At 46.8% G+C, this 26,258-nt stretch carries 28 protein-coding genes and 1 pseudogene; 4 read left to right on the top strand and 25 right to left on the bottom strand.

Annotated elements, in window-relative coordinates:
• Positions 1–163: 163 nt before the first annotated feature.
• Positions 164–1,807, bottom strand: coding sequence for an RICIN domain-containing protein (locus ACLM7Z_RS06395; RefSeq protein WP_435645708.1), 1,644 nt, complete (start codon positions 1,805–1,807; stop codon positions 164–166).
• Positions 1,808–2,139: 332 nt separating this feature from the next.
• On the opposite strand from ACLM7Z_RS06395, the gene ACLM7Z_RS06390 reads away from it, so the two are divergent.
• Together ACLM7Z_RS06390 and ACLM7Z_RS06385 are read left to right on the top strand one after the other, a co-directional pair.
• The gene (locus ACLM7Z_RS06390) at positions 2,140–3,027 is read left to right on the top strand and encodes an ABC transporter ATP-binding protein (protein ID WP_087018750.1); all 888 of its coding nucleotides are present in this window, start codon (positions 2,140–2,142) and stop codon (positions 3,025–3,027) included.
• Positions 3,024–3,821 carry an ABC transporter permease subunit gene (locus ACLM7Z_RS06385; protein ID WP_435645707.1) on the top strand — a complete coding sequence of 266 codons (798 nt, stop codon included), beginning with the start codon at positions 3,024–3,026 and terminating at the stop codon, positions 3,819–3,821. Before ACLM7Z_RS06390 ends, ACLM7Z_RS06385 begins: the two co-directional genes overlap by 4 nt.
• A 141-nt stretch (positions 3,822–3,962) precedes the next feature.
• Here ACLM7Z_RS06385 and ACLM7Z_RS06380 read toward each other — a convergent pair whose 3' ends face one another.
• Positions 3,963–4,175, bottom strand: coding sequence for a cold-shock protein (locus ACLM7Z_RS06380; protein WP_087018754.1), 213 nt, complete (start codon positions 4,173–4,175; stop codon positions 3,963–3,965).
• Positions 4,176–4,644: 469 nt separating this feature from the next.
• On the opposite strand from ACLM7Z_RS06380, the gene ACLM7Z_RS06375 reads away from it, so the two are divergent.
• A complete protein-coding gene (locus ACLM7Z_RS06375) occupies positions 4,645–5,949 on the top strand; it encodes a hypothetical protein (protein WP_435645706.1) in 1,305 nt (434 codons plus the stop codon).
• Positions 5,950–6,004: 55 nt separating this feature from the next.
• On the opposite strand, the gene ACLM7Z_RS06370 is transcribed toward ACLM7Z_RS06375, so the two are convergent.
• The 14 genes and pseudogenes from ACLM7Z_RS06370 to ACLM7Z_RS06305 all read right to left on the bottom strand — a co-directional run bounded on the left by ACLM7Z_RS06370 (position 6,005) and on the right by ACLM7Z_RS06305 (position 16,445).
• Positions 6,005–6,928: a zf-HC2 domain-containing protein gene (locus ACLM7Z_RS06370; protein WP_087018759.1), complete on the bottom strand. Its 924-nt coding sequence runs from the start codon at positions 6,926–6,928 to the stop codon at positions 6,005–6,007.
• Positions 6,925–7,410 carry an RNA polymerase sigma factor gene (locus ACLM7Z_RS06365; RefSeq protein WP_087018761.1) on the bottom strand — a complete coding sequence of 162 codons (486 nt, stop codon included), beginning with the start codon at positions 7,408–7,410 and terminating at the stop codon, positions 6,925–6,927. Before ACLM7Z_RS06365 ends, ACLM7Z_RS06370 begins: the two co-directional genes overlap by 4 nt.
• Before the next feature lie 103 nt (positions 7,411–7,513).
• A complete protein-coding gene (locus tag ACLM7Z_RS06360; protein WP_087018763.1) occupies positions 7,514–7,942 on the bottom strand; it encodes a hypothetical protein in 429 nt (142 codons plus the stop codon).
• Between the two features lie 125 nt (positions 7,943–8,067).
• A pseudogene (locus ACLM7Z_RS06355) lies at positions 8,068–8,406 on the bottom strand (LrgB family protein); the annotation flags it as partial.
• Positions 8,396–10,045, bottom strand: a complete 1,650-nt coding sequence (locus ACLM7Z_RS06350; RefSeq protein ID WP_435645705.1) for a recombinase family protein — start codon at positions 10,043–10,045, stop codon at positions 8,396–8,398. The gene ACLM7Z_RS06350 and the pseudogene ACLM7Z_RS06355, both read right to left, overlap by 11 nt.
• Before the next feature lie 52 nt (positions 10,046–10,097).
• Positions 10,098–10,250 carry a hypothetical protein gene (locus ACLM7Z_RS06345; RefSeq protein WP_194150805.1) on the bottom strand — a complete coding sequence of 51 codons (153 nt, stop codon included), beginning with the start codon at positions 10,248–10,250 and terminating at the stop codon, positions 10,098–10,100.
• Positions 10,251–10,361: 111 nt separating this feature from the next.
• A complete protein-coding gene (locus ACLM7Z_RS06340; RefSeq protein WP_435645704.1) occupies positions 10,362–10,718 on the bottom strand; it encodes a type II toxin-antitoxin system PemK/MazF family toxin in 357 nt (118 codons plus the stop codon).
• 589 nt (positions 10,719–11,307) lie between these two features.
• Positions 11,308–11,733, bottom strand: a complete 426-nt coding sequence (locus ACLM7Z_RS06335) for an RNA polymerase sigma factor (RefSeq protein ID WP_435645703.1) — start codon at positions 11,731–11,733, stop codon at positions 11,308–11,310.
• A 489-nt stretch (positions 11,734–12,222) separates the two neighbouring features.
• A complete protein-coding gene (locus ACLM7Z_RS06330) occupies positions 12,223–12,384 on the bottom strand; it encodes a cysteine-rich KTR domain-containing protein (RefSeq protein WP_435645702.1) in 162 nt (53 codons plus the stop codon).
• Between the two features lie 17 nt (positions 12,385–12,401).
• Positions 12,402–13,106, bottom strand: coding sequence for a M15 family metallopeptidase (locus ACLM7Z_RS06325; RefSeq protein ID WP_117688266.1), 705 nt, complete (start codon positions 13,104–13,106; stop codon positions 12,402–12,404).
• Positions 13,107–14,312, bottom strand: coding sequence for an ABC transporter permease (locus ACLM7Z_RS06320; protein WP_117688271.1), 1,206 nt, complete (start codon positions 14,310–14,312; stop codon positions 13,107–13,109).
• Positions 14,299–15,186 carry an ABC transporter ATP-binding protein gene (locus ACLM7Z_RS06315; RefSeq protein ID WP_117688265.1) on the bottom strand — a complete coding sequence of 296 codons (888 nt, stop codon included), beginning with the start codon at positions 15,184–15,186 and terminating at the stop codon, positions 14,299–14,301. Before ACLM7Z_RS06315 ends, ACLM7Z_RS06320 begins: the two co-directional genes overlap by 14 nt.
• On the bottom strand, positions 15,170–15,931 hold the full coding sequence (locus ACLM7Z_RS06310; RefSeq protein WP_117688264.1) for a hypothetical protein: 762 nt from the start codon (positions 15,929–15,931) through the stop codon (positions 15,170–15,172). Before ACLM7Z_RS06310 ends, ACLM7Z_RS06315 begins: the two co-directional genes overlap by 17 nt.
• Positions 15,900–16,445, bottom strand: a complete 546-nt coding sequence (locus ACLM7Z_RS06305; RefSeq protein ID WP_117688263.1) for an RNA polymerase sigma factor — start codon at positions 16,443–16,445, stop codon at positions 15,900–15,902. Before ACLM7Z_RS06305 ends, ACLM7Z_RS06310 begins: the two co-directional genes overlap by 32 nt.
• 305 nt (positions 16,446–16,750) lie before the next feature.
• On the opposite strand from ACLM7Z_RS06305, the gene ACLM7Z_RS06300 reads away from it, so the two are divergent.
• Complete coding sequence (locus ACLM7Z_RS06300) at positions 16,751–17,110, top strand: helix-turn-helix transcriptional regulator (protein ID WP_015522543.1); 360 nt, start codon at positions 16,751–16,753, stop codon at positions 17,108–17,110.
• A 28-nt stretch (positions 17,111–17,138) separates the two neighbouring features.
• Here the strand turns inward: ACLM7Z_RS06300 and ACLM7Z_RS06295 are convergent, their stop codons facing one another.
• The 9 genes from ACLM7Z_RS06295 to ACLM7Z_RS06255 all read right to left on the bottom strand — a co-directional run bounded on the left by ACLM7Z_RS06295 (position 17,139) and on the right by ACLM7Z_RS06255 (position 26,251).
• The gene (locus ACLM7Z_RS06295) at positions 17,139–18,914 is read right to left on the bottom strand and encodes a lysozyme family protein (RefSeq protein WP_015522542.1); all 1,776 of its coding nucleotides are present in this window, start codon (positions 18,912–18,914) and stop codon (positions 17,139–17,141) included.
• 33 nt (positions 18,915–18,947) lie between these two features.
• Positions 18,948–19,721, bottom strand: coding sequence for a class B sortase (gene srtB / locus ACLM7Z_RS06290; protein WP_015522541.1), 774 nt, complete (start codon positions 19,719–19,721; stop codon positions 18,948–18,950).
• Positions 19,722–19,786: 65 nt separating this feature from the next.
• Positions 19,787–20,191 (bottom strand): DUF6075 family protein, encoded by a 405-nt coding sequence (locus ACLM7Z_RS06285; protein ID WP_015522539.1) that lies wholly within the window; start codon positions 20,189–20,191, stop codon positions 19,787–19,789.
• Positions 20,192–20,195: 4 nt separating this feature from the next.
• The gene (locus ACLM7Z_RS06280) at positions 20,196–22,529 is read right to left on the bottom strand and encodes a VirB4-like conjugal transfer ATPase, CD1110 family (RefSeq protein ID WP_015522538.1); all 2,334 of its coding nucleotides are present in this window, start codon (positions 22,527–22,529) and stop codon (positions 20,196–20,198) included.
• Positions 22,513–22,953 carry a PrgI family protein gene (locus ACLM7Z_RS06275; RefSeq protein WP_117688261.1) on the bottom strand — a complete coding sequence of 147 codons (441 nt, stop codon included), beginning with the start codon at positions 22,951–22,953 and terminating at the stop codon, positions 22,513–22,515. The genes ACLM7Z_RS06280 and ACLM7Z_RS06275 overlap by 17 nt, the downstream gene beginning before the upstream one ends.
• A gap of 13 nt (positions 22,954–22,966) precedes the next feature.
• The gene (locus ACLM7Z_RS06270) at positions 22,967–23,803 is read right to left on the bottom strand and encodes a hypothetical protein (protein ID WP_015522537.1); all 837 of its coding nucleotides are present in this window, start codon (positions 23,801–23,803) and stop codon (positions 22,967–22,969) included.
• A gap of 93 nt (positions 23,804–23,896) precedes the next feature.
• The gene (locus tag ACLM7Z_RS06265) at positions 23,897–24,259 is read right to left on the bottom strand and encodes a glutamyl-tRNA amidotransferase (protein WP_435645701.1); all 363 of its coding nucleotides are present in this window, start codon (positions 24,257–24,259) and stop codon (positions 23,897–23,899) included.
• 14 nt (positions 24,260–24,273) lie between these two features.
• A complete protein-coding gene (locus ACLM7Z_RS06260) occupies positions 24,274–26,067 on the bottom strand; it encodes a VirD4-like conjugal transfer protein, CD1115 family (RefSeq protein ID WP_015522535.1) in 1,794 nt (597 codons plus the stop codon).
• Complete coding sequence (locus ACLM7Z_RS06255; RefSeq protein ID WP_015522534.1) at positions 26,054–26,251, bottom strand: hypothetical protein; 198 nt, start codon at positions 26,249–26,251, stop codon at positions 26,054–26,056. The genes ACLM7Z_RS06260 and ACLM7Z_RS06255 overlap by 14 nt, the downstream gene beginning before the upstream one ends.
• Positions 26,252–26,258 lie beyond the last annotated feature (7 nt).

Below are 26,258 nucleotides of genomic sequence, written 5' to 3'. Positions count from 1 at the left end.
CCTCCGCAGTCTTTTTGTGCCATTTTTACCATTATATCATCCATAAGAAACTGCTGTAAAGTCAGACTGCACAATTTCATTCCTCTGCGACAGCCCTGCATCCGGCGCATAAAAAGGCTGCCCTGCTTTCGCAGGACAGCCTTACTGTTTTCTGTGTATAAAATTAGCTCTTCGGATAATTGACCGCATGCAGGACGCAGATGCCGTTGCTGTTGCGGCTCGCCCATGCGCCGTACTTGACATAGCGCACGCTGACCTCATTCGGCCCGGTCCAGTTTGCATCGTACACGGTAAAGCCGTTGCTGTCACTGGAAACGAAAACCATTGTGTGCATCTTCGGGGAGTCCATCTGGAGAATGTCGCCCGGCTTTGCCTTGCTGATGAGCGTCTTGATGCTGCCCGCAGAATAGGACGACGAACGAGCTGTGACGGTATACAGCTTTCCATCCGACGAGCTCTTCGGGCTGCCGTCATAGCTCCACTTTGCGGTCTGGCCGTACATACGGTAAAATACCTCGCGGCCAAAGCCCATGCACTGACCTGCACCGCCGAACGAATAACCACTGCCGAGACTCTTGCCATCCGGATAAATCTTCATAATGGATTTCAGCTTTGCCGTTGCTGCCGCAGTGTCCTCGCTGTTGTCGGACAGCTTCCACTGCTGTGCCGAAGAACCGGTGTACGCGCACAGGCGAACATCGCCATTGCTCGATTCCGTCAGCGCCATGTTCGGATTCGCCTTGAGGCGGATTTCGTAAGCGCCGCTCGACAGCTTCTTTGCGACAAAATCCTGACAATCCGTTCCGTTTGCCGTCCACAGGATGATATCGGCACCGCTGCTCGGATTGGCGTCGATTGCCAGCGCACTGTTCGATGCGCTGAGGATGCGGAAACTGCCATCACTGTTCTGCTGTATGCTGAACAGCTGGGTGGTCGAATTGGCATCGCCTGTCACGTAGACATCCGACTGTTTGCTGATCGGGTTTACCGTCATGACATTGCCACTGCCGACATTGTGCAGTTCATACTTGCCGACCGACAATGCGGTATAACCGGAGGTATCAGCCTGCTGCGTGCTGCCGCTGGCCTGATAGGTCTTGCCGAAGGTAAGGTGTTCGGATTTTGCCTGCTCTGCTGTAATAATACCTGCTGCAATCAGCTTGTCGGTCAGCGTACAGTCGCTGTTCTTGAGCTTCGTGCTCAGTGCGAGATAGGAAATCTCCATGATCTCCTGGCGGCGGAACGGTTCATTCAACCATTTGTCCGCCTGCTGACGGGTACACAGTCCGATTTCAACAGCCTTATCGAGTGCTGCCGACCAGGTGAAATCTGATGTATCATAGCCCAGTGCACGCAGCATAAAGGTTGCATACGCCTGCGGGGTAACGGCATCATACGAACCAAACTGAGTCTCGCTGTAGCCGGATGTATAGCTGCGATAGACACCGTAGCCGGCGAAATTGCCGAACCAGTCCGGAATATCGCGGAAGGTATACGAATAGCTCACGGAAGTTGCCGCATTGCGTTCGCCGAGCAGGGCGATAAACAGCGTCAGCGCCTCCGAACGGGATCCAATTTTATCCAGCATCAGGTCGCCATCCTCGCCGCCCGCCACCAGGCCGAGGCGCTGAAGCGCATAGCCGCTGTCGGACAGATCCGTCGCGCTGCTCTGCGCACCGTCGAACAGACTGGAGAAAATGGTCTCGCTGTCAAATGCCAGTGTCTGCGCGCCTGTGGAAAGCATCATAGAACCGCACAGGACGGCGGACAAGATTCTTTTTTTATGTTTACGCAAGTGAAAGTTCAATGGATGTCCTCCTGTTGTTTTCCTTGTTACCATCTTGTTACTTTTTATAGTATACCATAAAAACCGCCGTTTGTGTTACCAAATTGTAATTATTGTAATCTTTCTGTAATCCTCACAAAAATTGCCGTTGGAATTTATTCATTTTTCACGAAATTTTCTGCCATTTTTTGCCGAAATGATCGGCAGAGGCCTGCTTTTCCACTGCAATTCCGGTTACAGGCACCGCAAAAATCTGTCGAAAAAGGGTTTCCTCTCCGCCTGCAATCCAGTATAATAGAAAAGGCAGTTTCCGCAGTGCAAGCGCTGCGGCTGAAAAGAAAGGGAGGTTCTCCGTGAGTATTATTGACGTCAACGGCCTGACCTGTGACTATGGGCGCGGCCGTGGTGTATTTGACTTACATTTTACCGTGGAACCCGGCGAGGTTTTTGGCTTTCTCGGTCCGAATGCCTCCGGCAAAACCACAACGATCCGGCACCTGATGGGTTTTGTCAAACCCGCATCCGGTACCTGCCAGATCGAAGGGCGCGATTGTTTTGAATCTGCTGCGGTGATTCAGGAAACACTCGGCTATCTGCCGGGCGATATCAGCCTGTTTTCCGATATGAGCGGCAAAGCGTTTCTGTCCTTCATGGCGAAATACCGCGGCATGAAAACCTTGGGGCGCACCAAGGAGCTGATTGACCGCTTTGAGTTGGATGTGCGTCAGCCCATCCGCCGCATGTCCAAGGGCGCAAAGCAGAAGCTCGCGCTGGTATGTGCATTCATGCATGACCCGAGTATTCTGATTCTGGACGAGCCGACCGCAAGTCTCGACCTGCTCATGCAGCACGCCTTTATCGATCTGATTCTGGAGGAAAAGAAAAAGGGCAAGACCATCCTCATGTCATCCCATCGGTTCAGCGAAGTGGAAAAAACCTGTGACCGCATCGGCATTCTGAAGAACGGGCGTCTGGAAACGGTTTCCTCCCTGGACGAGCTGCGCCGGACAGAACGCCGCGTCTATATTGTCACGTTGGAAAACGAGGAAGCCGCACATGCCCTTCAACATGAAAATATCAGTGTCATCGAAGCAGAGGGACGCATGCTGAAAATCGCCGTCTACCGCGATCTGCGCAGCCTGCTCTCCATCCTTGTCAACTATCCGGTCATGACACTGGACAATGCCGGACAGAGTCTGGAAGAGATTTTCCTGCATTATTACGGAGGTGAGGACGAATGAATTTCCCCCTGTTCCGATACAGCTGCAAGCGTGCCTTTCCGATGTGGCTGGTATGCACTGCACTGATGAGCGTATATGCCTTTGCCGTCGTGCGCATGTATGACCCAGAGGCAGGTGCTGCACTGGCTGACCTGACCAAATCGCTGCCGCAGACCATGACTGTGCTCGGCATGGCGGAATATGGCAATACCTTCACGGCATTCATTGTCAATTACCTGTACGGCATGCTGATGCTCGCGCTGCCGATGCTGTTTACCATCATCCTGTCAATCCAGCTGATGGCACGGCACATCGCGCGCGGCACAATGTCCTATCTGCTGGCATCGCCCAATTCGCGCAAAAAAATTGCGGCGACACAGCGAAATGTGCTGGTGTTCTACCTGTTTCTCATGCTGGCAATCTGCTGCGGCGTGACCATTGTCCTGTGTGAATATTTCTATCCCGGACATCTTGCGGTGCTGCACTTCCTGTTGCTCACCGCCTGTGTGTTTGCGCTCCAGCTCGCCATTGCGGGCATGTGCTTCTTCTTCTCGTGCAAATGCAGCAGCACGGGTCGTGCACTGACGCTCAGTGCGGCAGCCTGCCTGCTGTTTTACACCATCCGCCTGCTCGCCAATCTCGGCGGCTCACTGGGCTATTTGAAGTACATCACACCGTATACGCTCATCAATCCCGCCGGTATTTTGCAGAGCGATCTGCAATCCTGTCTGCTTCCGCTGATCCTGCTGGCAATCGCCATCGTGCTGTTCGCGCTGGCAAGCCGCACGTTCCGCAAGCGCACAATGCCGTTCTGAGCAGACGCACAAAAGCTGCCCCCTGTTTGGGAGCCTTTGGATGATGCAAATCAGTTGAAGCATTTCTGAGCCTTTGAAATTTCCGCAGCAAAAAAGGGACAGTCCCGGTTGGGACTGCCCCTCTTCTTTTTGTCTGATTTATTACAGCGGCTTTACATTGACAGCGCGCATCTTGCTGCTGTTCTTCGGATCCGGCTCTACGTCGAACGTAACCTTCTGTCCCTCGTTCAGCGTCTTGTAGCCGTCAACCTGAATCGCGGAGAAATGTACAAAGACATCCTCGCCGCCCTCATCGTTGGAAAGAAAGCCGTAGCCCTTTTCTGCGTTAAACCATTTTACCGTACCCTGATTCATTCCAGGTACCTCCAATTCAAAAAGTTTGCCCCCTCATCTCGGCACAAAAAAATCACATATTTTTGTAGGCCATCCGCTCGAACATGCAATGACTTACAAAAATATGTGAGATCCTTGAACCGCCCTTGGAAGCCTGTTCAGTATACCATTCGCACCCCAAAAAGTCAAGTCATTCCCACCTGCAACCGCTCGACAGCAATCCCCTGTTTTTGCGTGTTGCGGTATATTTCCCCAACTGCCCCCAATATAGGAATTCCTGGTGCTGTAGTGATTATTTTTGTACACATTCCCAAATTTTGACCAATAACTTTGTGCACTTTCCCTTTTTGCTTTCAAACATCATACGAATTTATGTTGAATAATGCTCTATAATTTCCGTCTTTGTTCGTTTACAATACAATCAAAGCAGAAAACACACCGACAAAGCGGCGAAGCCATGTGCCTGCGCCGTATGGAGGAATTTCTAGTTATGATGACCATTTGCAAAGATCCCGTACTCAACGTGGACACCTATGGCAATATTTTTATGTACGCAACGCACCGTGATCTGACTACCTCACCGCGTCATATTATCCGTATGAATGAGCCGGTTCGTCCGGAGCTTCTTCAGAAGGCGCTCGAACTGGCGCTCATCCGTTTCCCGCAGATGGCCGTTGGCCTGACGCGCGGCGAAACTGCATATTCCTATCGTTACATTGACAAACCCCCGGTTGTCCTTCCGCTCCAGAACCATGTCTCCCCGTACTGGATGGGCTCGGCGGATACCAACGGATATCTGTTCCTGTGCGGTTACTGCCGCAATACCATCATCATGGAGTATCAGCACTGTACCTGCGACGGACACGGCTTTGATGAGTTCATCCGCAGCGTGCTGTTTGAATACCTCACGCTGTGCGGTCATCCGGTCGAAAATGACGGTTCGATCCGCACGCGTGAGACAGAATTTGATCCGAAGGAATGTGAAGACGGCTTTGAACTGCTGAATGATGTGCCACGCTCCGGCGCAAACCATCATCCGGATATTCCTTCGTTCCATATGCCGGAATATGACAGCACGACGGATGCCAACGAGCTGGTTACGGAAATTGCATTTCCCTTCTCCCAACTCAAGGCATTCACAAAGAAAAACGGCGGCACCCCGATGACCTTTGTCATGACGGCACTTTCCCGCGCAATGCATTTGACCTACAACACCGATGAAGCCATTGTTGCGGAAATCCCGATGGACCTGCGCCCGCTCGTGCCCAGCCCGACGACACACTTCTTTGTCTCTCTGCTCGATCTGCCGTTCCTGCCGGAATATTACAGCCTGTCGTTCGGTGAAGCATGCCGCCGCTGCAGTGATTACTTCAACACCCAGCGCACGCTGGAGCACAGCGCATGGTGGGCAAAGCAGAACGGCGACAACGTCTTTGCCATCCACAACTCGGATATGCCGATTGCGGAGAAGGAACAGGCCATGCGCACACGTGCGCGCAACTATATCCGCCGCGACAGCTTCATTCTGACCAACATCGGCGCATTCAATGTGCCGGAGAGCATGAAGCCGTATATCCTTGATTACAGTGCGATCCTGCCGTGCGCCTACCAGCCGTGGGGCGTGCTGGTCAGCTCGTACCGCGGGTATCTGAAGATCAGCCTTGCCCAGCGCGACCACAATATGAATCTGGTGCGCAATCTGCTTGACACGCTGGCAGGCACAGGCGTTCGCGCCTCCACCTATTCGTATCCGTTCCACACAACGCGGTACGACGGCAGATATCTCGATCGTTAAATTGATTTTCCCCTTCTATCCTGAAAGCCGGACTGCAAACGCAGCCCGGCTTTTTTTACTCTTTTTTGCGGGACCGGTACAAAATCAGCCCGATCACCAGACCGAGCAGTGCAGGGACTGTAATAAATAGCACCAGGTACATGCCGCCGAACCACGATCGGAGCGGTGTACACAGCACAGCGGCGGGAAATACCAGCGGAACGAGGTATTTATACCTACTATCCGACCGCCCCGCTGCCAATGAGCTGACCAGTGCGACAACCGGCAGAAGCAGCATCGACAGCACCACCGTGAGCATACCATCGTCGTGCATCGCGGCAAGCAGACAAATCAGCACAATTGTGGTGACGCCTGCCACCCGGATGAGACCTGCTGCCTGTCTGTGCCGCTGTGCCCATGCTGTCCATGTGCTCGCACGCCGTTCACCCTCCGACAATTCTGATCTTCTGATGGCAATGCCGATACCAATCCCAATCAGCGCCGGAACAAGTGCAAAAGCCGTGACATAAAACAGTTCAAAAGAATGAAATATAAAATATATCCCCCCAGCGGTGCCAACAGCAAACAACAGCGGCACAATCCATTTCAACCTGCTGCCCGATCTGCCTGCAAATATGCAGCAGACACAGCTCGCCAGAGGGAGAACCAAATACATAGCAAGCAAGCTATATCCAAATGCATCTGAACCGTCTATGCAGAGGCTCCAGATCAGAAGACCGATACAAATCATTACAAATACTGTTACAGATACAGCAACTGCGGTGTGTCGGTGCAGTTTCCTCCGCAGCTCACGCAGCGGTTCCGCACTGTACACCGGCTTCTTCTCTGCGTCTCCGGCGCGCATTTCCTCCAACTCACGGCGGCAGTCCTCGCACTCTTCCAGATGGTCCTCAACCAGCCTGCGGCTCGCTTCGCTCGCCATATCCTCCACATACAGTGGGAGCAGGTCGCGGATGACCTCACAATCGATGCGTTTCATGATATCCCTCCTGTCTGCTTCTGAATCTTCTGCCGGGCGCGGTGGTAGGTCACACATGCCCAGTGGTCTGTCTTGCCGAACAGTGCGCCGATCTGTGAAAACGACAGCTCGCCGAACACGCGGAGCGTGAATACCTCGCGATACGGTTCGGGAAGCGCATGCAGTGCCTGATGCACGGCAAAGGCACAGTCTTTATCCACCAGCTGCTGTTCGATATCTGTGACATCCGGCATCAAGTCAAAATCCGTTTCATTTCCAGTCACATGCTTCTGTTTTTTCAGGTAGGTAAAGTAACAGTTGCGGGCGATGCGGCACAGCCATACCCGCACATCACAGTCTCCGCGGAAGCTGTCCAGCGACCGCATGGCGCGAAAAAAGGTTTCCTGTGTGATCTCCTCGGCAACCATGTCGCTCGCCGACAGGCCGCGCACATATTTATAGACATCCAGAAAATAGTCCTCATAGATTTGCCCGATGTTCATGCCGCTTCACCTCCCTCTTTGTCTAACAGACTGTCTGGGCAGAAAAATATCACAGAAAAATTTTTCTTTTTTCACAAAAAAAGCAAACCGCAGGGTTTGCCTTTTACTTATAATTCACGAGAATCAGCCCTGCCACACACAGTGCCGCGCCGAACAATTGACGCACACTCATGCCCTCATGGTAACACAGCACGCCGATTACCAGCAGCAGAACGGCAACGGCCAGATTGGCGGTCAGGGATGCGACGCTGATGGCCCAGCCGGTGCGGTACATGTACAGGAAGCCGGCTTCCAGACCGACAACCGCCAGACCGAGCGCGGCACTCGTCCAGTTGAGGCGGGAAAGTCCCTGGGCGAGGCCGCTTCCGCCCGCTGTCGCCAGATACAGCGCAAGCGCCACCGCCGCACTCACCAGATAAGTCACGACCAGCGACAAAAACGGATTGACCTGCGCAGGCGTGCGGTTGGAAATCAAATGATAGGTCGTATTGGACGCGATGACCAGAAGCAGCGGCCAGACTGTCTGCCACATAAACGCCCTCCTTCCGAAAAAAAAGATCTCCCCAGCCTGTGGAGAGATCACATATTCTGTCACAGCTGTTTATCGGGATTCCGCTATCCAGTATACCCGATCAGCCGTCCGTTTGCAAACAGGTTTTACCACAGCATGGCAAACAGCGATGCCGTGCATGCGGTCAGCGTGCCGGAAACCGCAATGGCAAGCGAGCTCATCGCGCCCTCAATCTCGCCCATCTCCATCGCGCGCGCCGTACCGATGGCATGCGCTGCCGTGCCGACGGCAAGCCCCTTTGCCACCGGCTCCTCAATGCGGAACAGGCGGCACACACCGGACACAATCATATTTCCCAAAATGCCGGTCAGAATGATGACAGCGACAGTGATCGTCACAATGCCGCCCAGCTCCTCTGAAATGCCCATGCCGATCGCAGTCGTGATGGACTTCGGCAGCAGTGTCACATACTGCTCATGTGTCAACGGTATTACCTTTTTCCCACAAGAGCCGCCTTACCTCTTGTCCATCACGATATATCGGAAAATTAAACTCTATCGACTTTAAAGGCATCTCTGACTCTCCATTAGGATATATCTGAACTTCTTTTATCAGATAAGTGATAAGGCTTTTCTTTTCCTCGTCACTTATTATATCATAGAGCTTTCCGAAATTCAGCATAAGCTTGTAAATATTGTCCAGAGTGATTGCTTCCATTTCGATAGAACTTCTTCTCAGCTTTGCATCTTCAATCCGTTCTTCCAACTCGACAATCGTATCATACAATCCATCAAGCCTTAATGTCATGTCGTGGATTTTTCTTTCTCTGAAACGAGCATCAATAGGCAGATTATCAATCTCTCGTTCCAGACGGGCTTTATTCAAATCTACTTCTTTCAGCTTGTTCTCATAATTGGCAAGTTCCTTATCAATAGCAGAGGTATCGGTCTGTACGCCAATACGCTTTTCTATCTCTTTTGCAAAATATTTATCACTTACCAGTTCTTTAACAGCTTCAATTACAAGTGGTTCAATGTCTGTTTTTCTAAGCGATGCCTTGTAATCACAATGATGCCCTCGCTCCTGCTTGTTCCTACCGCAGATATAATAGTAAACTTCTTTGTATGTGCCATCTTTATTCGTCCACGCGTGTTTATTCGTATACATTGAGCTTCCACAAATAGGACACTTTAATATTCCCGTCAACAGATGCGACCTGTCCTTACCAATTTTGGACGGCTGCTTAATTCCTGTTGCCATTCGTTTTGTGTGAGCTTTTTGCCATAATTCTTCGCTAACTATTCCTTCGTGTTGTCCATCTTCCAGAATATAATCATCTGTATGAACCTGCTTATATTCATTTTTTGTGCCTTTTACCTTTTCTCGTGTTCTTCTGCCATAAGCAATCTTACCACAATAAACAGGATTATCTAATATCAGCCTTATGAAATGGCTGCTCCATGTTTCTAACGTTCCATTCTGACGAGGTATCTTTTTTATTCCTTGCAGATTAAGATATTTTGCTACTCCGCCAAGCCCTACGTCTGAATTGGCAAACTTATCAAATATAATTCGGATTGCTTCAGCTTCTGTTTCTTCTATTAAGAGCTGATTGTCTTTCAGATAATATCCATACGGAGCAAAACCGCCGTTCCAACCTCCCTGTCTTGCTTTTTCTCTGCGTCCGTTCATTGTCTGTTCAATGATATTTTCTCTTTCAATTTCTGCAACCGCAGATAATACAGAAATTAAAAGTTTTCCGCTTGTCTGTGATGAGTCAATACCTTCCTCAATACAAATAAGATTTATTCCATACGACTGCACAAACTCCAATGAATTTAGAATATCTGCTGCGTTTCTTCCAAATCGTGAAAGTTTATAGACCAGAATATAATCTATCTCCAATCCGTTCTTTATATCGGAAAGCATTTTCTTAAAAGCAGGTCTCCCCTCAATAGTTTTTCCCGATTTACCTGCATCTTCATATATACCAACAATCTCCATTTCCTCTCTGTCAGCAAATCGCTTCAGGCTATTCTTCTGCCCTTCAAGGCTATATCCGTCCACCTGCATTTCAGTACTTACTCTCGGATATAGGACACATTTCTTTCCTTCTCTGTTCATCGTACCACCTCCATAAATTTATAGGGAAATGTGATATGTAAGGCTGCGTAACCTACGCAGCACAATCCAATTCCTGCAAAACAGTCTTTCCGTATTTTTCAACTATCTGCACCATAACATTGATAAAAGAATTGAATGTTTCGGTTTCATCTTTCAACTGTTCGTCTTGCAGTTCTGTATTTTGAATTAACTTTTCATTTCCCATAAACGAATACCTCCGCTAAAGCTAAAACGGCTGTACCTCTAAATTATAGAAATACAGCCGCCATTTTACCAATGTGCAAATCTATCCCTCATACCTGCTTTACACATTTTTTCATATTTTTTTAAGTGCAACACTAATGGCAAGAGCCTTATCAACTCTTGCCATTATGTTATTGGGCATCATTCCCATATACTGTTTTAACCTCTGCTTATCAATCGTCCGTATCTGCTCAAGTAGGATAACAGAGTCCTTGTCAAGCCCTTCATAATTACTTACTGTGGTATGTGTGGGCAACTTTGTTTTTGTGTGTACTCGGCTCGTAATCGCTGCAATAATTACCGTCGGACTGTGCTTGTTTCCTATATCATTGGAAATGATAAGTACAGGTCTTGTGCCGCCTTGTTCTGAACCGATAACTGGATTAAGCTCCGCATAGTAAATGTCGCCACGCTTAATAATTCTTTCCATTGTGTTTGACCTCCCAATATGATTTAGACAGGTGCTTCCTGCCTATGTAGGCAGCCAAACGCAAGGAAGTATTTAAGGTCGGAAGTATCTTAACAATATCTCTGTTCTTATGACCGCCTTTCGTTTGGCTGATATGATAGAAGCATTTCAACTTGTCCTCGACACCCCGAAATGCTATGGGAAGTCGCCAAACGGTCAGCAGCGAACTGACGCCACGGGAGTTCCACCCCAACTGTCGTTCTGACAGAGCCGCCCTCATTGCCTGCGACGGTTTTTTCACGCTCGGACTGTGACTGGACGGGAGTATCATTATCCTCTTTGTGGGTTATGGCGAAATCGGGAGCTGCCCGATATTTTGAGTCGGTAAAGATAGGCTCACCACCTTTCAATCGCTCGCTGCCGCTCGGCAGGTCGTGGCGTACCGCTGCACACGCTTATGCTCATCGCAATCACAAAGAGAAAGTATTTGGCGAATGGGTATTCGGTTGTCAAGGAGCTATCCCGTTTTCGCCACACAAAGGAAAACAGGGTAAGAGGTTTTTGTCCTCTCACCCTGTAGCCCGTGGGAATATTCAATTTTCCCCTCTACTCAAAAAACTTTTTTTAATTTTTCTTTGAGCCTATCCATTCTTCTGTAAACAGCTTTTTCAGTAATATTCAGATACACCGCAATTTCACGTGTTGAATATCCTTGTATCTTCATCAAAGTAATCTGCAATGTAAGCCTGTCCACCTTAATCAAAACTTGATAGAGCTGCTGATTTTCGATGTTATCCAGAAAGTCCTCAACCGTTTTTATTTCGGGTGGTGTTGTATCCTCTGCGATTTCCTCAAGGTATGTACCTGCTTCCTGCATACGCTGATAGTACCGCCTATCAGAATTAAAAATAGCCCAATCGTGAACACGGAGCTGCTCTATGGTGTCCTCGCTGACCCCTAAACTCCGCAACTGTTTTTCCTCGGCTTCTTTCCAGAGCCGCCATTTCTTTTCTTCTCTGGCTTTGTTGTAAGCCATAATGTGTACCTCCAATCTGAATTTTTTTGAGAAAATTCAGATTGAGGTGGGCTACGACATCCAACTCCAGAAGCAGACTTCTCCTGTGTTACGATAAAAAACGACAAACAAAAAGCCGCAAAGGTGCTAAGACCTCTACGGCAATACGCATAATTATCTCTATGATATGGATATGTGACTTCTACTTGGAAAGTAGAAAAGTGCCACGAGCAAGCAAGGCTTTTTTTAATAAGTTATCCTCACTTCTGCGTGACACTATGTAAATAACTGCTGCTTCTGATAAGCAGCGTGGTGGTCGTGCTTGACCAACACATAAAAATCCCTCCAAACCTTAAAACGGGCTTAGAGGGCAGGTAATATATTGTCTGGGCGTGACAAAGTCGCCCACCAAAGCACCGTTTTTTTTATTTGGTGGGCTTGTCCTATCTATGGTTATAAAGAACAGAGCCGATAAACTGTGATTACTCACTTGTTCATCGGCTCTGCGTCTTATGCGTCTGGCTCTACAACTGTTATTTTTTGTTTTGTCACATTGATTACACTTTCTTGTTTACACTTCGGACAGAACAAAGGAAAGTTTATCAACTCTGTATCTTTTCGTATTTTAGTTCGAGTTTTATTTTTGCAAATAGGGCAATACACCCATTCCATATACCTCAACCTCCATTCTATTCCAGCGTATCTATATATTCCTCTAAACACATTCCCTGAGAATATATTTCCAAAGCGGCTTCTTTTCCAACATATCTATAATGCCAAGGTTCGTTTATGACACCAGTTATATCTGTTTTATCTGAGGGGTAACGCTTTATAAAGCCATATTTATGAGCATTTTCCGCAAGCCAGCTATATACATCATCACTTGAACTTTTTGTAGTGTCAGCATTTATATCAACCGCAATTCCTAACTGATGTTCACTGGTTCCAGGAATTGCCACCCATTGCTCTGCAAGTTTTTTCGCTTCGGACTTCGATTTTCCTTCATTTTCATACGCTTCTATCTTTTCGTCCAATAGCTGCTGTTGTTCTTCCTGCGTCCTATATCCCTCTCTGACAAATAAACCATACCCTTGCGCCCTTGCGTCATTAAACATTTCCTGCAATTCTGGATAAATTCTGGAATCTACTTTTTCCCCATTTGATAATTCTGTAAGTTCTACTTTATAATCATCAGGAATATAACTATTGCGATTTACAAGAATCAGATTCCAACCATTATCCTCACTGGCAACATGATGTGTTATGTTATCAAGAGGGAGTAATGTAAAATCTGAATTAAGTACCTTGCCTGCCATCATACACAAGATTATTAAAAACAGCAGGCTAAATAATATTTTCACTTTATAGCTTTTTCGTCTTGTATATCGCTTCATTTATTTTATCTCCGTTTTTTTGTAGACCTTATACAGTATAGGTAGAAGAATCAAGCATATCACGGCATATACAGGAACAATAACGGTTGCTATTGTTGTTACTTTACCTCCCAGTGTTACAAGTCCAGCTTCTTTAATATCCAAATAAATTTCTAATAACTGGTCAGGGAAGAAAGAGCATAATCCCGGTAAAGTAATAATTCTGCTTAAAAACGGAAATGCACATAATATAATAAAGGGTACAATGATTGCAGTTGGTGTAGAACGTGTCAGAGCCGAAGCCAGCATTGCTAACATGGAAGCGAACAATGTGCCAATATAACCACCTGCCACAATCAGCAAATATGCCTGTAAAAATGTCACATTATATGCACTTCTCCATAAATCTAACTGAATCGGACAGTTTGCTCCATCTGTTCCCAACACCGAAAGGACAATAAACGTATATAAAAATACAAAAGCTGCATAGAAAGCTGAAACAATCGTAAGACCCGCCCCTATTTTTGATAGAACACCTTTATTTCTTCCTAATCTGGTTGAAAAGAAAATGGAATCCGCTTTTGTCTGAAATTCGTCTGAAAATATTCCAGACACAAAAAAACCTATCACTAATGCCAAAATCAGTATAAATGTTGATATGTTTTGCAGTAATGCTGACCAACCGTCCATATATTCATAATAAAAAGGTGTATCTAAATTTTCATATTGCTGAATCAGAAAACTTTTTTCTTTTTCTGTAAATGTTTCTTCTCCAGAATCAAGATATTCTTTTAAAGTAGAAATTCTTCTTTCATAGACAGTGCTGGCTTCATCATCAGAAATGTTATCAATGGCAAAATCATTATAATCTCTGTATTCGCTAAACGCATAATTGATAACATCTCTGATTGTTGAAATCCCCTGTTTCTTTGCAAATCTCTTATTTTCTTCCTCAATGCTATCTGATGATGCTTCATTGTTAATACTTCTGTTTTCTTCAAGAACGTTTTGGAAAACGTCCTCCGTCAGGTAGCCTGACCATTCGTTTTTGGCTTCTCTAAGGTTTTTTGCTGCCGAAATACCTGTTAAATGATTCCCGCTTTCGTCAACATACTCAACTCTGTTAATCGTTAAAATACTGGTCGCAATAAGTATCACAAGCAAAACTATAATTGTTATCCTGTTTTTAGTTTTAGAAAACACCTTTTTTATTTCAAATCGCAGCATTTTCATCACCTGCCTTCTCTCCAAAATAATATAAGAATACATCTTCTAACGAAGCTTCTACGCTTTGGGCATTTACAAATGGTTTTTCATGGGAAATAATTCTTAAGATAACACCGTCTGCTTCTGATTTCATATTTGAAATTTTATACTTTTTCATAAAATCAGATACCATGTTCTTTTCCACAAAACATTCCCAGACTGTTTCCGTCATAGAATTTATTATTTCGTCTGCGGTTCCTTTGTGCATAAGTTTTCCGTCTTTCATCAACAAAATTTCATTGGCTATATATTCAATATCAGAAACAATATGTGTGGATAATAATACTAATCTGTCCTCTGAAAGTTCGCTAATCAAATTTCGGAATCTAATTCTTTCATTCGGGTCAAGCCCTGCCGTCGGTTCGTCAAGTATCAGAATCTTCGGGTTGTTCAACATAGCCTGTGCAATTCCTGCCCTGCGCTTCATACCGCCAGATAATTTTTTCATTTTTTTATTTGCTACCTTTGAAAGACCAACCTTAGCAATTAACTCTTTTACACGTTTTTTTGCGACAACAGGACGGATTCCTTTCAAGGCTGCAATATAAAGTAAATAGTCCTCTACGGTAAATTCGGGGTAGAATCCAAATTCCTGCGGCAAATATCCCAACAGTTTACGGTATTCGCTATCCATACTAAAAATATCTTTCCCATTACAATATATGGTTCCGCTCGTAGGCTTTAGTAAGGTACACAGCATTCTCATCAAGGTTGTTTTTCCTGCTCCGTTTACGCCTAAAAGACCATATACACCGTTTGTCATAGTAAGGTCTATATGATTTACAGCCGTAAAATCACCAAATTCTTTTGTTAAACCATCAAGTTCTAATTTCATCAAGTGACACCTCCAAATATTGATTACAGTTCTTTAAAATACGGCATACAGTAAGAATAAGAAAAAGTATTGTTGCTCCCAGTAAAGCTAACCAAACAGGAATAGTTACCATTGTATATACATTTTCATTCAAAACAACAAAAAGCCATACTGCACTCCATATAACGCACAGAATAATAGCAACTGTTTCACTGAATGAATATTTACTGCATAAGATTCCAAAACAGATACCAGAAGTAACACAAAGCGGAAAAAGAAATTGAACAACTAATTCTGACAACCCAATGTTCAACCCTGCCGAAGCGGTTCCTAAAAACAGAGTAATCAAAAAAACATCTGTAACGCCAAATAATAACATGCGCGCTGCATATACTTGTTTAAGCGAATAATATGAGGCTGCTTCGATTTCCATGCACTCACATGACCTGTTTTTCCACAATTCGGGAATAATAAGGATTACAAACAGTGCCGCTGCTACACCCATGCTTCTTTTAATATATATTTCATCATGGATAGAACTTAAGGCAATCCATAACGCTACCAGAAGCATAAATTGAAGAACCCACCATCTTTTTTGTATCACACGAAGCTGTGTCCATAAAAATTCGTGGTAAGAAAGCGTTCGTTCTTGTTCTGCCATAAAAAAGGCATTTTTTGATTTACAGATTGTTTCCTGTATTTTTTCTTCTTTAGATTTGACTTGTACAGATTCCTTATACATTTTCATTCTTTCTTCCAAATTCATCATATTCCTCCTTTCTCAAAACTTCCTCCAACTGAATTTTCGCCTTTCGTAAACGATATTTTACCAGAGGAAGTCCTATTTGTAATGTGTCGGAAATCTCTGTAAGTTTTAACTCTTGAAAATAATAAAGTGTAAGTACTTCACATAATTCAACTGGTAATTGCTTTAAAGCCTGCTCTACCAAAATTTTATTCAGAATATTTTCCATTTGGTTTTCTTCCACTATTTCATTTTCTTCCAGAGGTATCTCCTTTATTTTCTTCAAATAATCTTTACACAGATTGCTGGCTATCGTATATAAGTAATTCAAGGTTTTTCCCCTATAATGATAATCAGATAATTTTGAGAAAAAATGTACAAAGGTTTCCTGTGCCAAATCTTCTGCATACGTTTTATCAGAGCAATGATAATGACAATAGTTTAAAATGTCTTGATAATATTTGTGGACAAATAAATCAAGTGCATCATCATCACCTTGTTTCATTTTTCTGATTAGTAGAAAATCATTTTGCACAAAATCCTCCTTTCCCATTATTAGAAGTTCAAAATCTTTATCCCGTTCTATAATGTATAACGATTGAAACACATAAAAGGATAGTCCAAATCAAAATTTTTATTCTCGAATTATGTGAATGAATTCAAACACGTTTTATTATTATAACTATCTGAGCCCATGTCCTCAACTATATAAATATGAATTTTTATCTCTTGCAATAGGATATTTTATCTCTCATTACAAGAGATTTCGCATCGTTTAATCAGAAGCCGCATCTCTGTAAAATATAAAGGTAAGATTTTCAGAGGATAGGTGGTGAGCTAATGGACGAAAGGAACAATCATTTTGACTTTGATTTCACGCCGATTGGGCAGGCAATTAAAAAAGCCCGTGAAGCCAAAGGGATGACAAGGGAGCAGCTATCTGGCATAATCGGCTATGCTCCCAGACACATTCAATCTATCGAAAACGAGGGGCAGTATCCAAGTATTGAGCTGTTTATCCAGCTTATTACGATGTTCGATGTGTCTGTTGACGAGTACATATTTCCAAATAAAGAAATCGAAAAAAGTTCTGTCCGCAGACGCTTAGACGCACAGCTCAACAAATTAGACGATAAAGAGCTTTCCGTCATAGAAGCAACGGTAAACGGACTATGTAAGGCAAAAGAGCCAGAGGATTAAACCTCTGGTTTTTCTTTTGCCCCTTTTCTTAATAAGCAGGGATACCATAACCATAAATTGAGCTGCTTCCAACACTGTATTGGTTTTGTCTGCAAGCATCTCCTGAGTTACCCTCAACGGTATAAACAACACCGTTCTCACATTTCTCCACAATACCTACATGGTCGGTTTCTCCGTCGTTCTCCCAATCAAAAAAGATGATAGTACCTGCTGTCGGCTCATAGTTTCGGTCTTGCCATTGCCCATTGCCTTTAAACCAATTTGCCCCATCTACGCAGCCTGCAAATTTCGGCACAATGCCGCTGTCCAGATAGCCGCACTGGTCGGCACACCACGATACGAAGCAGGCACACCATTCCACACGCCCGTCAAAGCCGTACCACGACCAATAGGGCTGACCGCCCTCATTACCGAGCTGTGTCAGGGCGACCTCCACGATTGCCTGATTGCCGCCGCTTGTGAACGCCCGTCCATACGGGTAATAGCGTAACACATGGGCGGGATACTGTGTGTCGCCGTAACTTTCCCACCCTAACCGTTGTGCCTGCATGGTGGAAAATTCTACCGCATTTGTATAGGAATAACCGCCGTAGTTGGTTTTCGCCCACGAGATATAGCCGTTTCCAAAATTATAGCCCTGCAAGGCAAGTTTGATATGCTCCATATCAATCGGATTTTCCACTTCCGCAGAGATAAGGGCTGCCTTTAATTCCTGTACGCCGCATTGGATTGAATATTCAGGGTCTTGGATACCATTCGGCTCGTGGGGATAGCGTGTATTAAAACTTCCCTCCGCCGCCTGCATCGGGTCAAGCCCACGCCCGCCGCTTTCCTGCATCATCACCGCCTTGATAAGCTCAACATATTCAGGGATACCGTATTGCTTGGCATATTTCTGTATCAATGGCTCATAGGCTTCCACCTCCGCACTGACAGGCGTATAGGCATTGCTGCCGCCACCACCGCCGAACAGAGAAACGGCACAACCTAAGAGGACAACAATCAAAATTATCACAACAGAAACCCAACCGCCTGCTATCAAAGCAGAGATAAGAGCCTTTGTTCCTGCGATAATCACCTTGACTGCTGCAATCGTGGCTCTGACCGCTGTTTTGGTTGCTTCCGCAGTTGCCTTTGCGGTGGCTTTTGCCGCCTGTGCCGCTTTCTGGGCGGCTTTCGCAGAAGCCTTTGCCGCTTCTTTCGTTGCCTTTGCCGTCTGCTCGGCAGTTTTGATTGTTGCCTTAGAGGTAGCCTGTGCGGTTTTTACACCTCTTTCGGCTGTTTTGACCGAGCCTTTCGCCGTAGACTTTACCGCCTTTTCTGCATTTCGGGCGGTGGTCTTAATGGTTTTCCTGCTTTGCTGACGGGTCTTTATGAGCTGGCTTTTCCCACTCTGGGGCATATCGGGAGCAGCAGAACGGCTTGCAGTTCCGTGACGGATCTGCAAGCCGTGTTGTTCTGACATATTCCTTTCCATTCTCTGCTCGGCGGCTTTGGCAGCCCGCTTTTGCTTGAAATCGGCAATCTTGTCCTTTGTCTTTCCGATATTCTCCTGTGTGGTCTGAATACTTTTCTGACCCTGTTTATTGAATTGGTGTACGCCTTCCTCGGTCACACGCTCGGAAGCACAGGAAACTCTGTCGGCAGCGTACTCGGTGGCAGAGCTTTCGTCCGCATAATACCCTTGTTCCGCTTTATCCTTTGTCTTGGCATAAGCGGATTTCATTCGCTCGGAAGCAACGGCGGCTTTGTCTATGGTCTTTATCGTACCTTTGACCGCATCTCTGGTTTTTATATCTGCCATAGAAGCCCTCCTTTCTTACAAGCTCTGGAGCAGTCAGGCAATCTTTTTTGCTACCACCACAAGCCTGCCGTTCTGTGCGGAATATTCGCAGGTGGAAAGAGTAATGAGTTTGTCACCGTATTTGGCGGTCACGCCCGTATCATACAGGGCAAACTCCTTGCACTTGCTTACATACTCGTCAAAGGCTTTCTCGTCCTCGGCATCTACAAAGTCATAGTAGCGGAAGCCCTCGGAGCTGTACGCAACGGTCTTGAACACGGCTACGATTTCATACTCTGCCTGCTCGGTCAGGGTATCAAACTGAATGCTCTTGTGTTCCTCATAAAAGTCCTTGTCCTTGTAGCTCTCCAACGCCCCGAACATCTTTTGCCCTTTGATGTGGTGTCCGTAAATAATAAGATTATCGCTTGCGGCAAGGTCGCAGTCCTCTTGGATATACGGCACTCCCAAATCGCTGTACGCCTTTTCAAAGTTGTGCTTCAGATAAAAGTTGGGGTCATTGGGTGTCTGCATCACGGGATAATTGACTGTCGTGCCGGCAATAGAAATCCAACCGACCATATCCTCGTTTTGCAAATACAACTCCTTATACTTTGCAAGCACATCTTCGCCCTCGCTGACAGGGGTATCATCGGGAACGCCCTCGGTATCTGGGGTCTGCTCCACCAGCTCGGCTATCTGCTCAAAGGCTTCGGTCTGTTCGTCCACCTGTGCATAGTGGTGATACACCTGAAAGCCGCAAAAAACCGCCGCTGCGAAAAGCAGTACGGCGGCAGCTACACAAATCTGCATCTTATATTTTTTCATTGATTGCTCCTTTCTTTGTTCCTGCCCATTTTATGGGCATAATGGTATGCCCGTAGGGTATTTCGTTATCGAACATTGTCTGTCTGCTGCTTTGGTGTGGGAAGTTCCCTGCAATATTCGGGATACCTGACCTTAATGCCCTCCATAAAATACGGGGCAAACTCGCAGCAGAATAATTCCTCTGGCGTGAAAAACCGTTCCCGTCCTTCCTCCGCATATCCGTTCCAGAGATTGAAAGCAAGGTGGCAGACCTTGACCGTTCCGCTTGTCTGCCAACCGCCGTGCATACCCTCTGGCACAATACAGTCGGTCTTAAAGTCAAACATCTGGTTAATGTTTGCCCTCGTTTCCGATGCAATTCCCATTACATAGAAAAATGCCCTGTGATAGCAGTCGTTGACCCTGCTTTTCATCATATTTTCCAGAAAGAAATCACGGTGAGCCGCACTTTTGAATTTAATATCTGCCATACCTTTACACCTCCCCAAACTTGGTCGTCATCAGCCTGTAAAGCTCTGTGTTGCGTGGAAATTTATTGACAAACGGCACAAGGGAACTGCCGACCTTTAGAAGCCCCTGACCTGCACCCACATTCGTGATATAGCTCATCTGAAGGTCGGAGATATTAAGGAGCTTGGCAAGCTCGATACGGTCAGTCGATGCCTGATTGAGCATAATGATAAACTCACTATTGGCAAGCATCGTCCTTGCCGTATGGCTCTGCAAAAGGTCGTCTACATTCTGCGTGATACCCGTACAGTACGCACCGTACTTACGCACACGCTTCCAGAGGGTAAACAGGAAGTTGGCAGAGTATTCGTGCTGAAAGAGCAGATAAATCTCATCAATGAAAATGAAAGTATTTCTGCCTTTGGCTCTGTTCTGCGTGATACGGTTTAAGATGCTGTCAAGCACCACAAGCATACCGATAGGCTGTAACTGCTTGCCCAAATCCAGAATGTCATAGCAGATAAGACGGCTGTGGGTGTCCACATTGGTATGCTTGGCAAAGGTATTCAGAGAGCCGTCTGTAAACAGCTCGATGGCAAGGGCGATTTCCTTTGCTTCTGGCTCATCCTGTTTCAGAAGTTCCTCACGGAAGTCCTGTAAGGTCGGCGGCGTTCCCTGATAGTTGCCCTGCTGATAGTAGCGGTACACACTTGCCGTGCATCGGTCAATGATGGATTTCTGCTTTGCCCCCAGACTTGCCCCGCCGATGAGCTGCTCACAAAGGGATAAAATAAACTCTGATTTTAAGATGACAGGGTTTGCACCGTCACCGTAATCAGAGTTCATATCCATAGCGTTGATATGGTTTTCACTCGTTGCCGAGATGTGGACGACCTCGCCCTGCATTGCCTTTACAAGCGGCGAATACTCACGCTCTGGGTCTATAATGATAACATCGGCGTTGGGGTCGGTCAGAATGATATTCGTCATTTCCTCCTTTGCCGTAAAGGATTTACCTGCACCAGACACACCGAGGATAAAAGAATTACCATTCAGTAAATGGCGGCGGTTGGCGATAATCATATTTTTGCTGATAACATTCTGTCCATAATACACGCCGTCCTTATGGTAGATTTCCTGCACACGGAACGGAATGAACACCGCAAGGCTCTCCGTTGTCAGGGTACGCAGGGCATCAATCTTCCTTACGCCAAAAGGCAGAGCCGTGTTCAGCCCGTCCATCTGCTGATATTTCAGCACGGCGAACTGGCAGAGATGTTTTCTGGCTGTCGTGAGCAGGGCTTCCGTATCATTGTCAAGCCGCTCTTTGGTATCGGCGGTATGCACCATTGTCAGCACGGCGAACATCATTCTCTGGTCACGGGTCGTCAAATCGTCCAGAAACTCCTTGCTTTCCTTTCGCTGCTGTTCAAGGTCATAGGGAATGACCGCCGAAAAGTTGTTGTTCTGGTTTTGCTTCCTCTGCCAGTTCGTGATATTGGTTTCCACGCCGAGCAGTCGGTTTTCCACCTCACGCACGGCTTCGTCCGTGGGAACGGGTATAACATCAACCGAGAGCATCATATTACGGTTCAGCTCACAAAGCTCCGCCACCATACTGTCCTTGATATAAGCGGCGTATTCCCTGAGAAAAATCACACGCCCGTATCTGTCGCCCATACGGAAGTAGTCCTTTTCAAACTCAAAGGTATCGGGGCAGATGAAGTCCTTAAAATCGTGACCTTTCCGCATCGTCTGTGACATATCAAAACGGAACGCCGTTTCCTCTCCTGTGCGGTAGAAGTCGTGAAAGATACGGAGCTTTTCTTCCGCTTCAAGCTCCGTGCATTTCGAGCCGAGTCTGGAGAAATGGGCGATAAGGTCAGTACCCACACGGGCAAAGTAGTTCCGTGCTTCCTCAATGTTCTTTTTGCAGACCGATACCGTCACATATTTGTCCTGCACAATAGAATTAGCCCCCGTTGCCTTATCAAGCAGCATCTTGTTGTATTCCGTGCGGTACTTATCCAGACCGTCATCGGACATAGGAATAAGAATGGTCTGCTCAAAATCCGCTTTGTTGAGCCTGCGGTTATTGATTGTGATTTTCGTGGTCGCACCGCTGTCGAGAGCGTTGAGAAGCTCCGAATATTCAAGGAACATTGCTTCCTTGTCCTCACGGCTTGCCACGGTATAGTTTATATCCTCAAACTTAAAGGTCTTTGCGTACTTGTTGCTGCCGACAAGGAAAATACCGTCTGCCCAGATAGTCTTTATCGGGATAACGCTCTGCACCGATTTCGGCACAACAAATTTTTCCTTGTCCTGCTTGAACAGATTTCTAAGCGTTTTTAACATCGTCTACCTCCTTACGCTTTTTTGCTTTCTTTGGTTTCTTCTGTGCTTTTGCCCTTTGCTTCTTTGGCACGGCAGGCAAGCCCTTTTCGTGGGCTTCAATGGTCGGCTTCAACGCTTTGTAATAGAGATTGTCAGGCAAAAATACAATCTTTTTCGGCATCAGAAACTCTGACTTTATCCACGCCCAGACAAACTGCTCGGCGGTCATACCGTTGTACTTGATAAAGCCCATAGCCGCAAAGGGGAACGCACCTAAGATGCACACCCAACTGAGCGTTTCCGTTCCAAAGTGCGGGCGAAGCAGAAAGAATAAGCCAACCGCCACGCCGCAGGCAAGGACAGAAAAAATGAACTGCCTGAGTGACAGTCCGAAAAACATACTCTCCGTGTAGTTACGGATTTCTTTATTTATCTTGACTTCCAAAATAGCACCTCCCTTACAAGCCCATCATTTCACGGACAACACGGTCTGCCATTTTGACCGCACCGACCAAGACGAGCATATTGAATACAAGCTCCCCGACATAGCTCCATACCATTGTGACCGCCGCCGCATCGGGATTGACCGCAGGCGGTGTCGCTGCAAAGAGCGAAAAGATGATGCAGGCAAGCACTATGATTGCACCCTCCAAACACACGGCAGCATAAGACTTGATAAAGCTCTTGCCGACGCTCTGGCTCGGCTCTCCTGCAAAGGCAGAAAGAGGAACAGGGGCGATAGCGGTATAAAGGTAGAGTTTGAAAAATCTGCCGTACACCGACATTATCATAATGAAACTGAGTACCGTAATGAACAGACCGCCGATGAGCGTGACCGCCCACAATGGGATACTCTCGAAAAAGCCGCAGTCCTCAACGGCGGTCACGATTTCCGAGGGCAAGACGGTCTGTGTTGCCGTTCCAAAGCCTGCGGCGTTCATTATGGTAGAGATAACGCCCTGCACAATCTTAAACAGAGCCATCATCAGCTCCAGACCATAAGTGACCGCACCTTTGGCAAGGGCAAATCGGATAAAAAGCTTCAATGCGTGTTCGGGTTTCTTCACTTCTGCAAAGTTACCGCAGGTACGCATCACGCCTACGACGAAAAACAGCACGAGCAGGGCAAGCCCGATAGCCTGCAACGCACCGTGGATATTTACAATCACATTCCATATCGTACCGCCCTTGAATTGCTCTGGGGATTGGGTAACGAGCTGCCATATTTCAGCCAACTTCTCATTCCAAGTATTCAGGGCGTTCTCCAAGTTCTGTACGACCCAGTTATCAGACATTCGACCACCTCCTTGTTAAAATTGGGCATATCGGGCAGCCCACGAAGTGATCTGCCCGATATGCTCTGTCTTTTGTCCTCTGGATATGGGGAATTAGCCTGTGATGAGGGTCAAAATCTCCTTTGCAAAGGTAATGACTACGCCACCTGCAAGGGTCAGAAAGCCGTTCGCTCTCTGGGACGGGTCGTGGGATTTGAGGGATAAGCCCACCTGCACGATACCGAAGCCGAGCATAATCATACCGACAGCCCTTACCAGACCGAAGATAAAATCGGAAAGGTTGTTGACGACCTGAATGGGGTCATTGGCAGCAAAGGCGGTCATAGATGTGCCAAGCACCATCGTGAGGGCAAGCACCGCCACGCAGTAGCGGCGGAAACTCGTTCTGACCTTGCCCGTCATGGGCAGCTTTGTGGTTACTTTCTTCTGGGTGTCCTTCTTGTTAAAAAATTTCATAGATAAATCCTCCTTTAGATGTTGAATATTTCTTCTAAGTCCTCATCGGACAGAAGTTCATAGGAAGTGCTGACAGGCATAACGCTTACGGCGTTATCAGGTATTTCGCTGTCAAACACAAGGGTCGCAACCGCCTGTGTCGGCTCGCCGTGAACATAGGGCGGCTGACCTCCGTCAGCAGTCAGTTTTACATTGGGGTGCTTTAAGATGTCATACTTAAAATCCATAACGGGTCGCTCGCCACGCACAAAAAGAAGTGCGTAGCGGTTATCAAGCATACGCACTTCATCTGGGGTCATCAGCTCACGCCCTGACATCTGGTAGTTGGTCGAATAGTTCCCACTTCGTCCAGAGCTTTTCCCGTAGGTGTTGGTATCAATGGTTTCCTTACCTAAAAGCTCGGACACATACTTATGGGTGCTTTGCTCGTTGCCGCCCAGATACAAAAACTCATCGCAGTTGCCCACGATGCTTTCCCATTGCTTTTCAAACAGGGCTTTGAGCTGTGCCAGATTTTGCAGGATGATACTGACCGACACGCCACGGGAACGCATAACCGACAGTATCTTGTCAAAATCGTCTGGCAGGGAAACATTGGCAAACTCGTCCATAATAAAATGGCAATGCACGGGCAGGCTGCCGCCGTACTTGTGGTCTGCCAGATAAAATAATTGCTGAAAGAGCTGCGTGTATAAAATCGACACAAGAAAGTTAAAGCTCGTATCGTTGTCTGGTATCAGGGCGAATAAAGCGACTTTCTTTTCCCCCAGACTTGGCAGGTCAAGCTCATCGGTGGCAGTAAGCCCTGCAAGGCTCTCCAGATTGAATTTTTCAAGCCTTGCGGCAAGGGTTATCTGGATACTCTTTAAGGTCTTAGCCGAGCCTGAATGATAATCCCTGTAATACTTGAGGGCGATATGCTCTGGGTTTACCATCTCCAGACGGTCAAAGAGTTCGTCAAGAGGGCTTATATAGCTGTCATCGTCCTCACGCACTTCGCCTGCCCGTAAAAGCTCCATAACCATCGGGAAGTTTTGTTCCTCTGGCGGTGCTTCATATTTGAGATAGAATACCAATGCCAGAAGCAGCATACTCGCCGCCGTATCCCAGAACGGGTCTTGCGACTGGCTTCCTTTCGGGGTGGTCGCCTTAAAGAGATTGGTCACAAGCCTTTGCACATCGTTGTCGTTCCGAAGATACACAAAGGGGTTGTAACAATGGCTGCGGTGCATATTGATAAGGTCAAGGACACGCACCTCATAACCTTTCTTTTCGAGCAGACCGCCAATGTCACGGACGATTTCGCCCTTTGGGTCAAGCACCACGAAAGAGGTGTTGCATTGCATAGCGTTGGGCTTGCAAAAAAACCTTGTCTTACCTGCACCAGAACCGCCGCAGACCAAAATATTCAAGTTTCGGCGGTGCTTCTTTCCGTCCAAGCCGATACGCACATTTTGCGTGAGCAGTTTGTTCTCGAACGGGTTTTTATCTCGGTACTTCTTGTTGAGAGTACCTGTATTGCCCCATTTTGCCGAGCCGTGTTCCTCCCGCCTGCGGTAGTTCCTGCGTGTGGAGAAATAGATGCCGATGCCCATAGCGTAGGCAAGCAAAAAAATAAGGACAGTCTTTACGCTGTCCTCACACACCGTTATGGAAAACGGGTTATTTACTGCTACGGATAAGCCGCTGACTATCTCCACGATGCCGCCGCTGACATAGGGTGCTGTCAGCAGTGAAAGCCATACAACAGGAACGATGCCGCAGATAGAAAGGATTAAGCCCGTCTTTTGGTCGTTATCGTTCCTCATTGCACCTGCACGGAATGACCCTGACCTTTTTTGTCGGGGCGTTCGCCACCTTGTCAATCAGCTCATCAACAGGGTCGGTGGGGCGTTCCTCCTGCAACTGCCGTGTACGCAAGGTGTTCAAAGCATTGATAACGATATTCTTGTCGTACTTGTCAAGTGCGATGTGGTATCGTTCTTCTTTCATAGGCTGC

Origin of the sequence: Butyricicoccus porcorum, from assembly GCF_051246315.1 — a bacterium.
Taxonomy (GTDB): Bacteria; Bacillota; Clostridia; order Oscillospirales; family Butyricicoccaceae; genus Butyricicoccus_A; species Butyricicoccus_A porcorum.
This window is presented reverse-complemented; position numbering and strand designations above follow the sequence as displayed.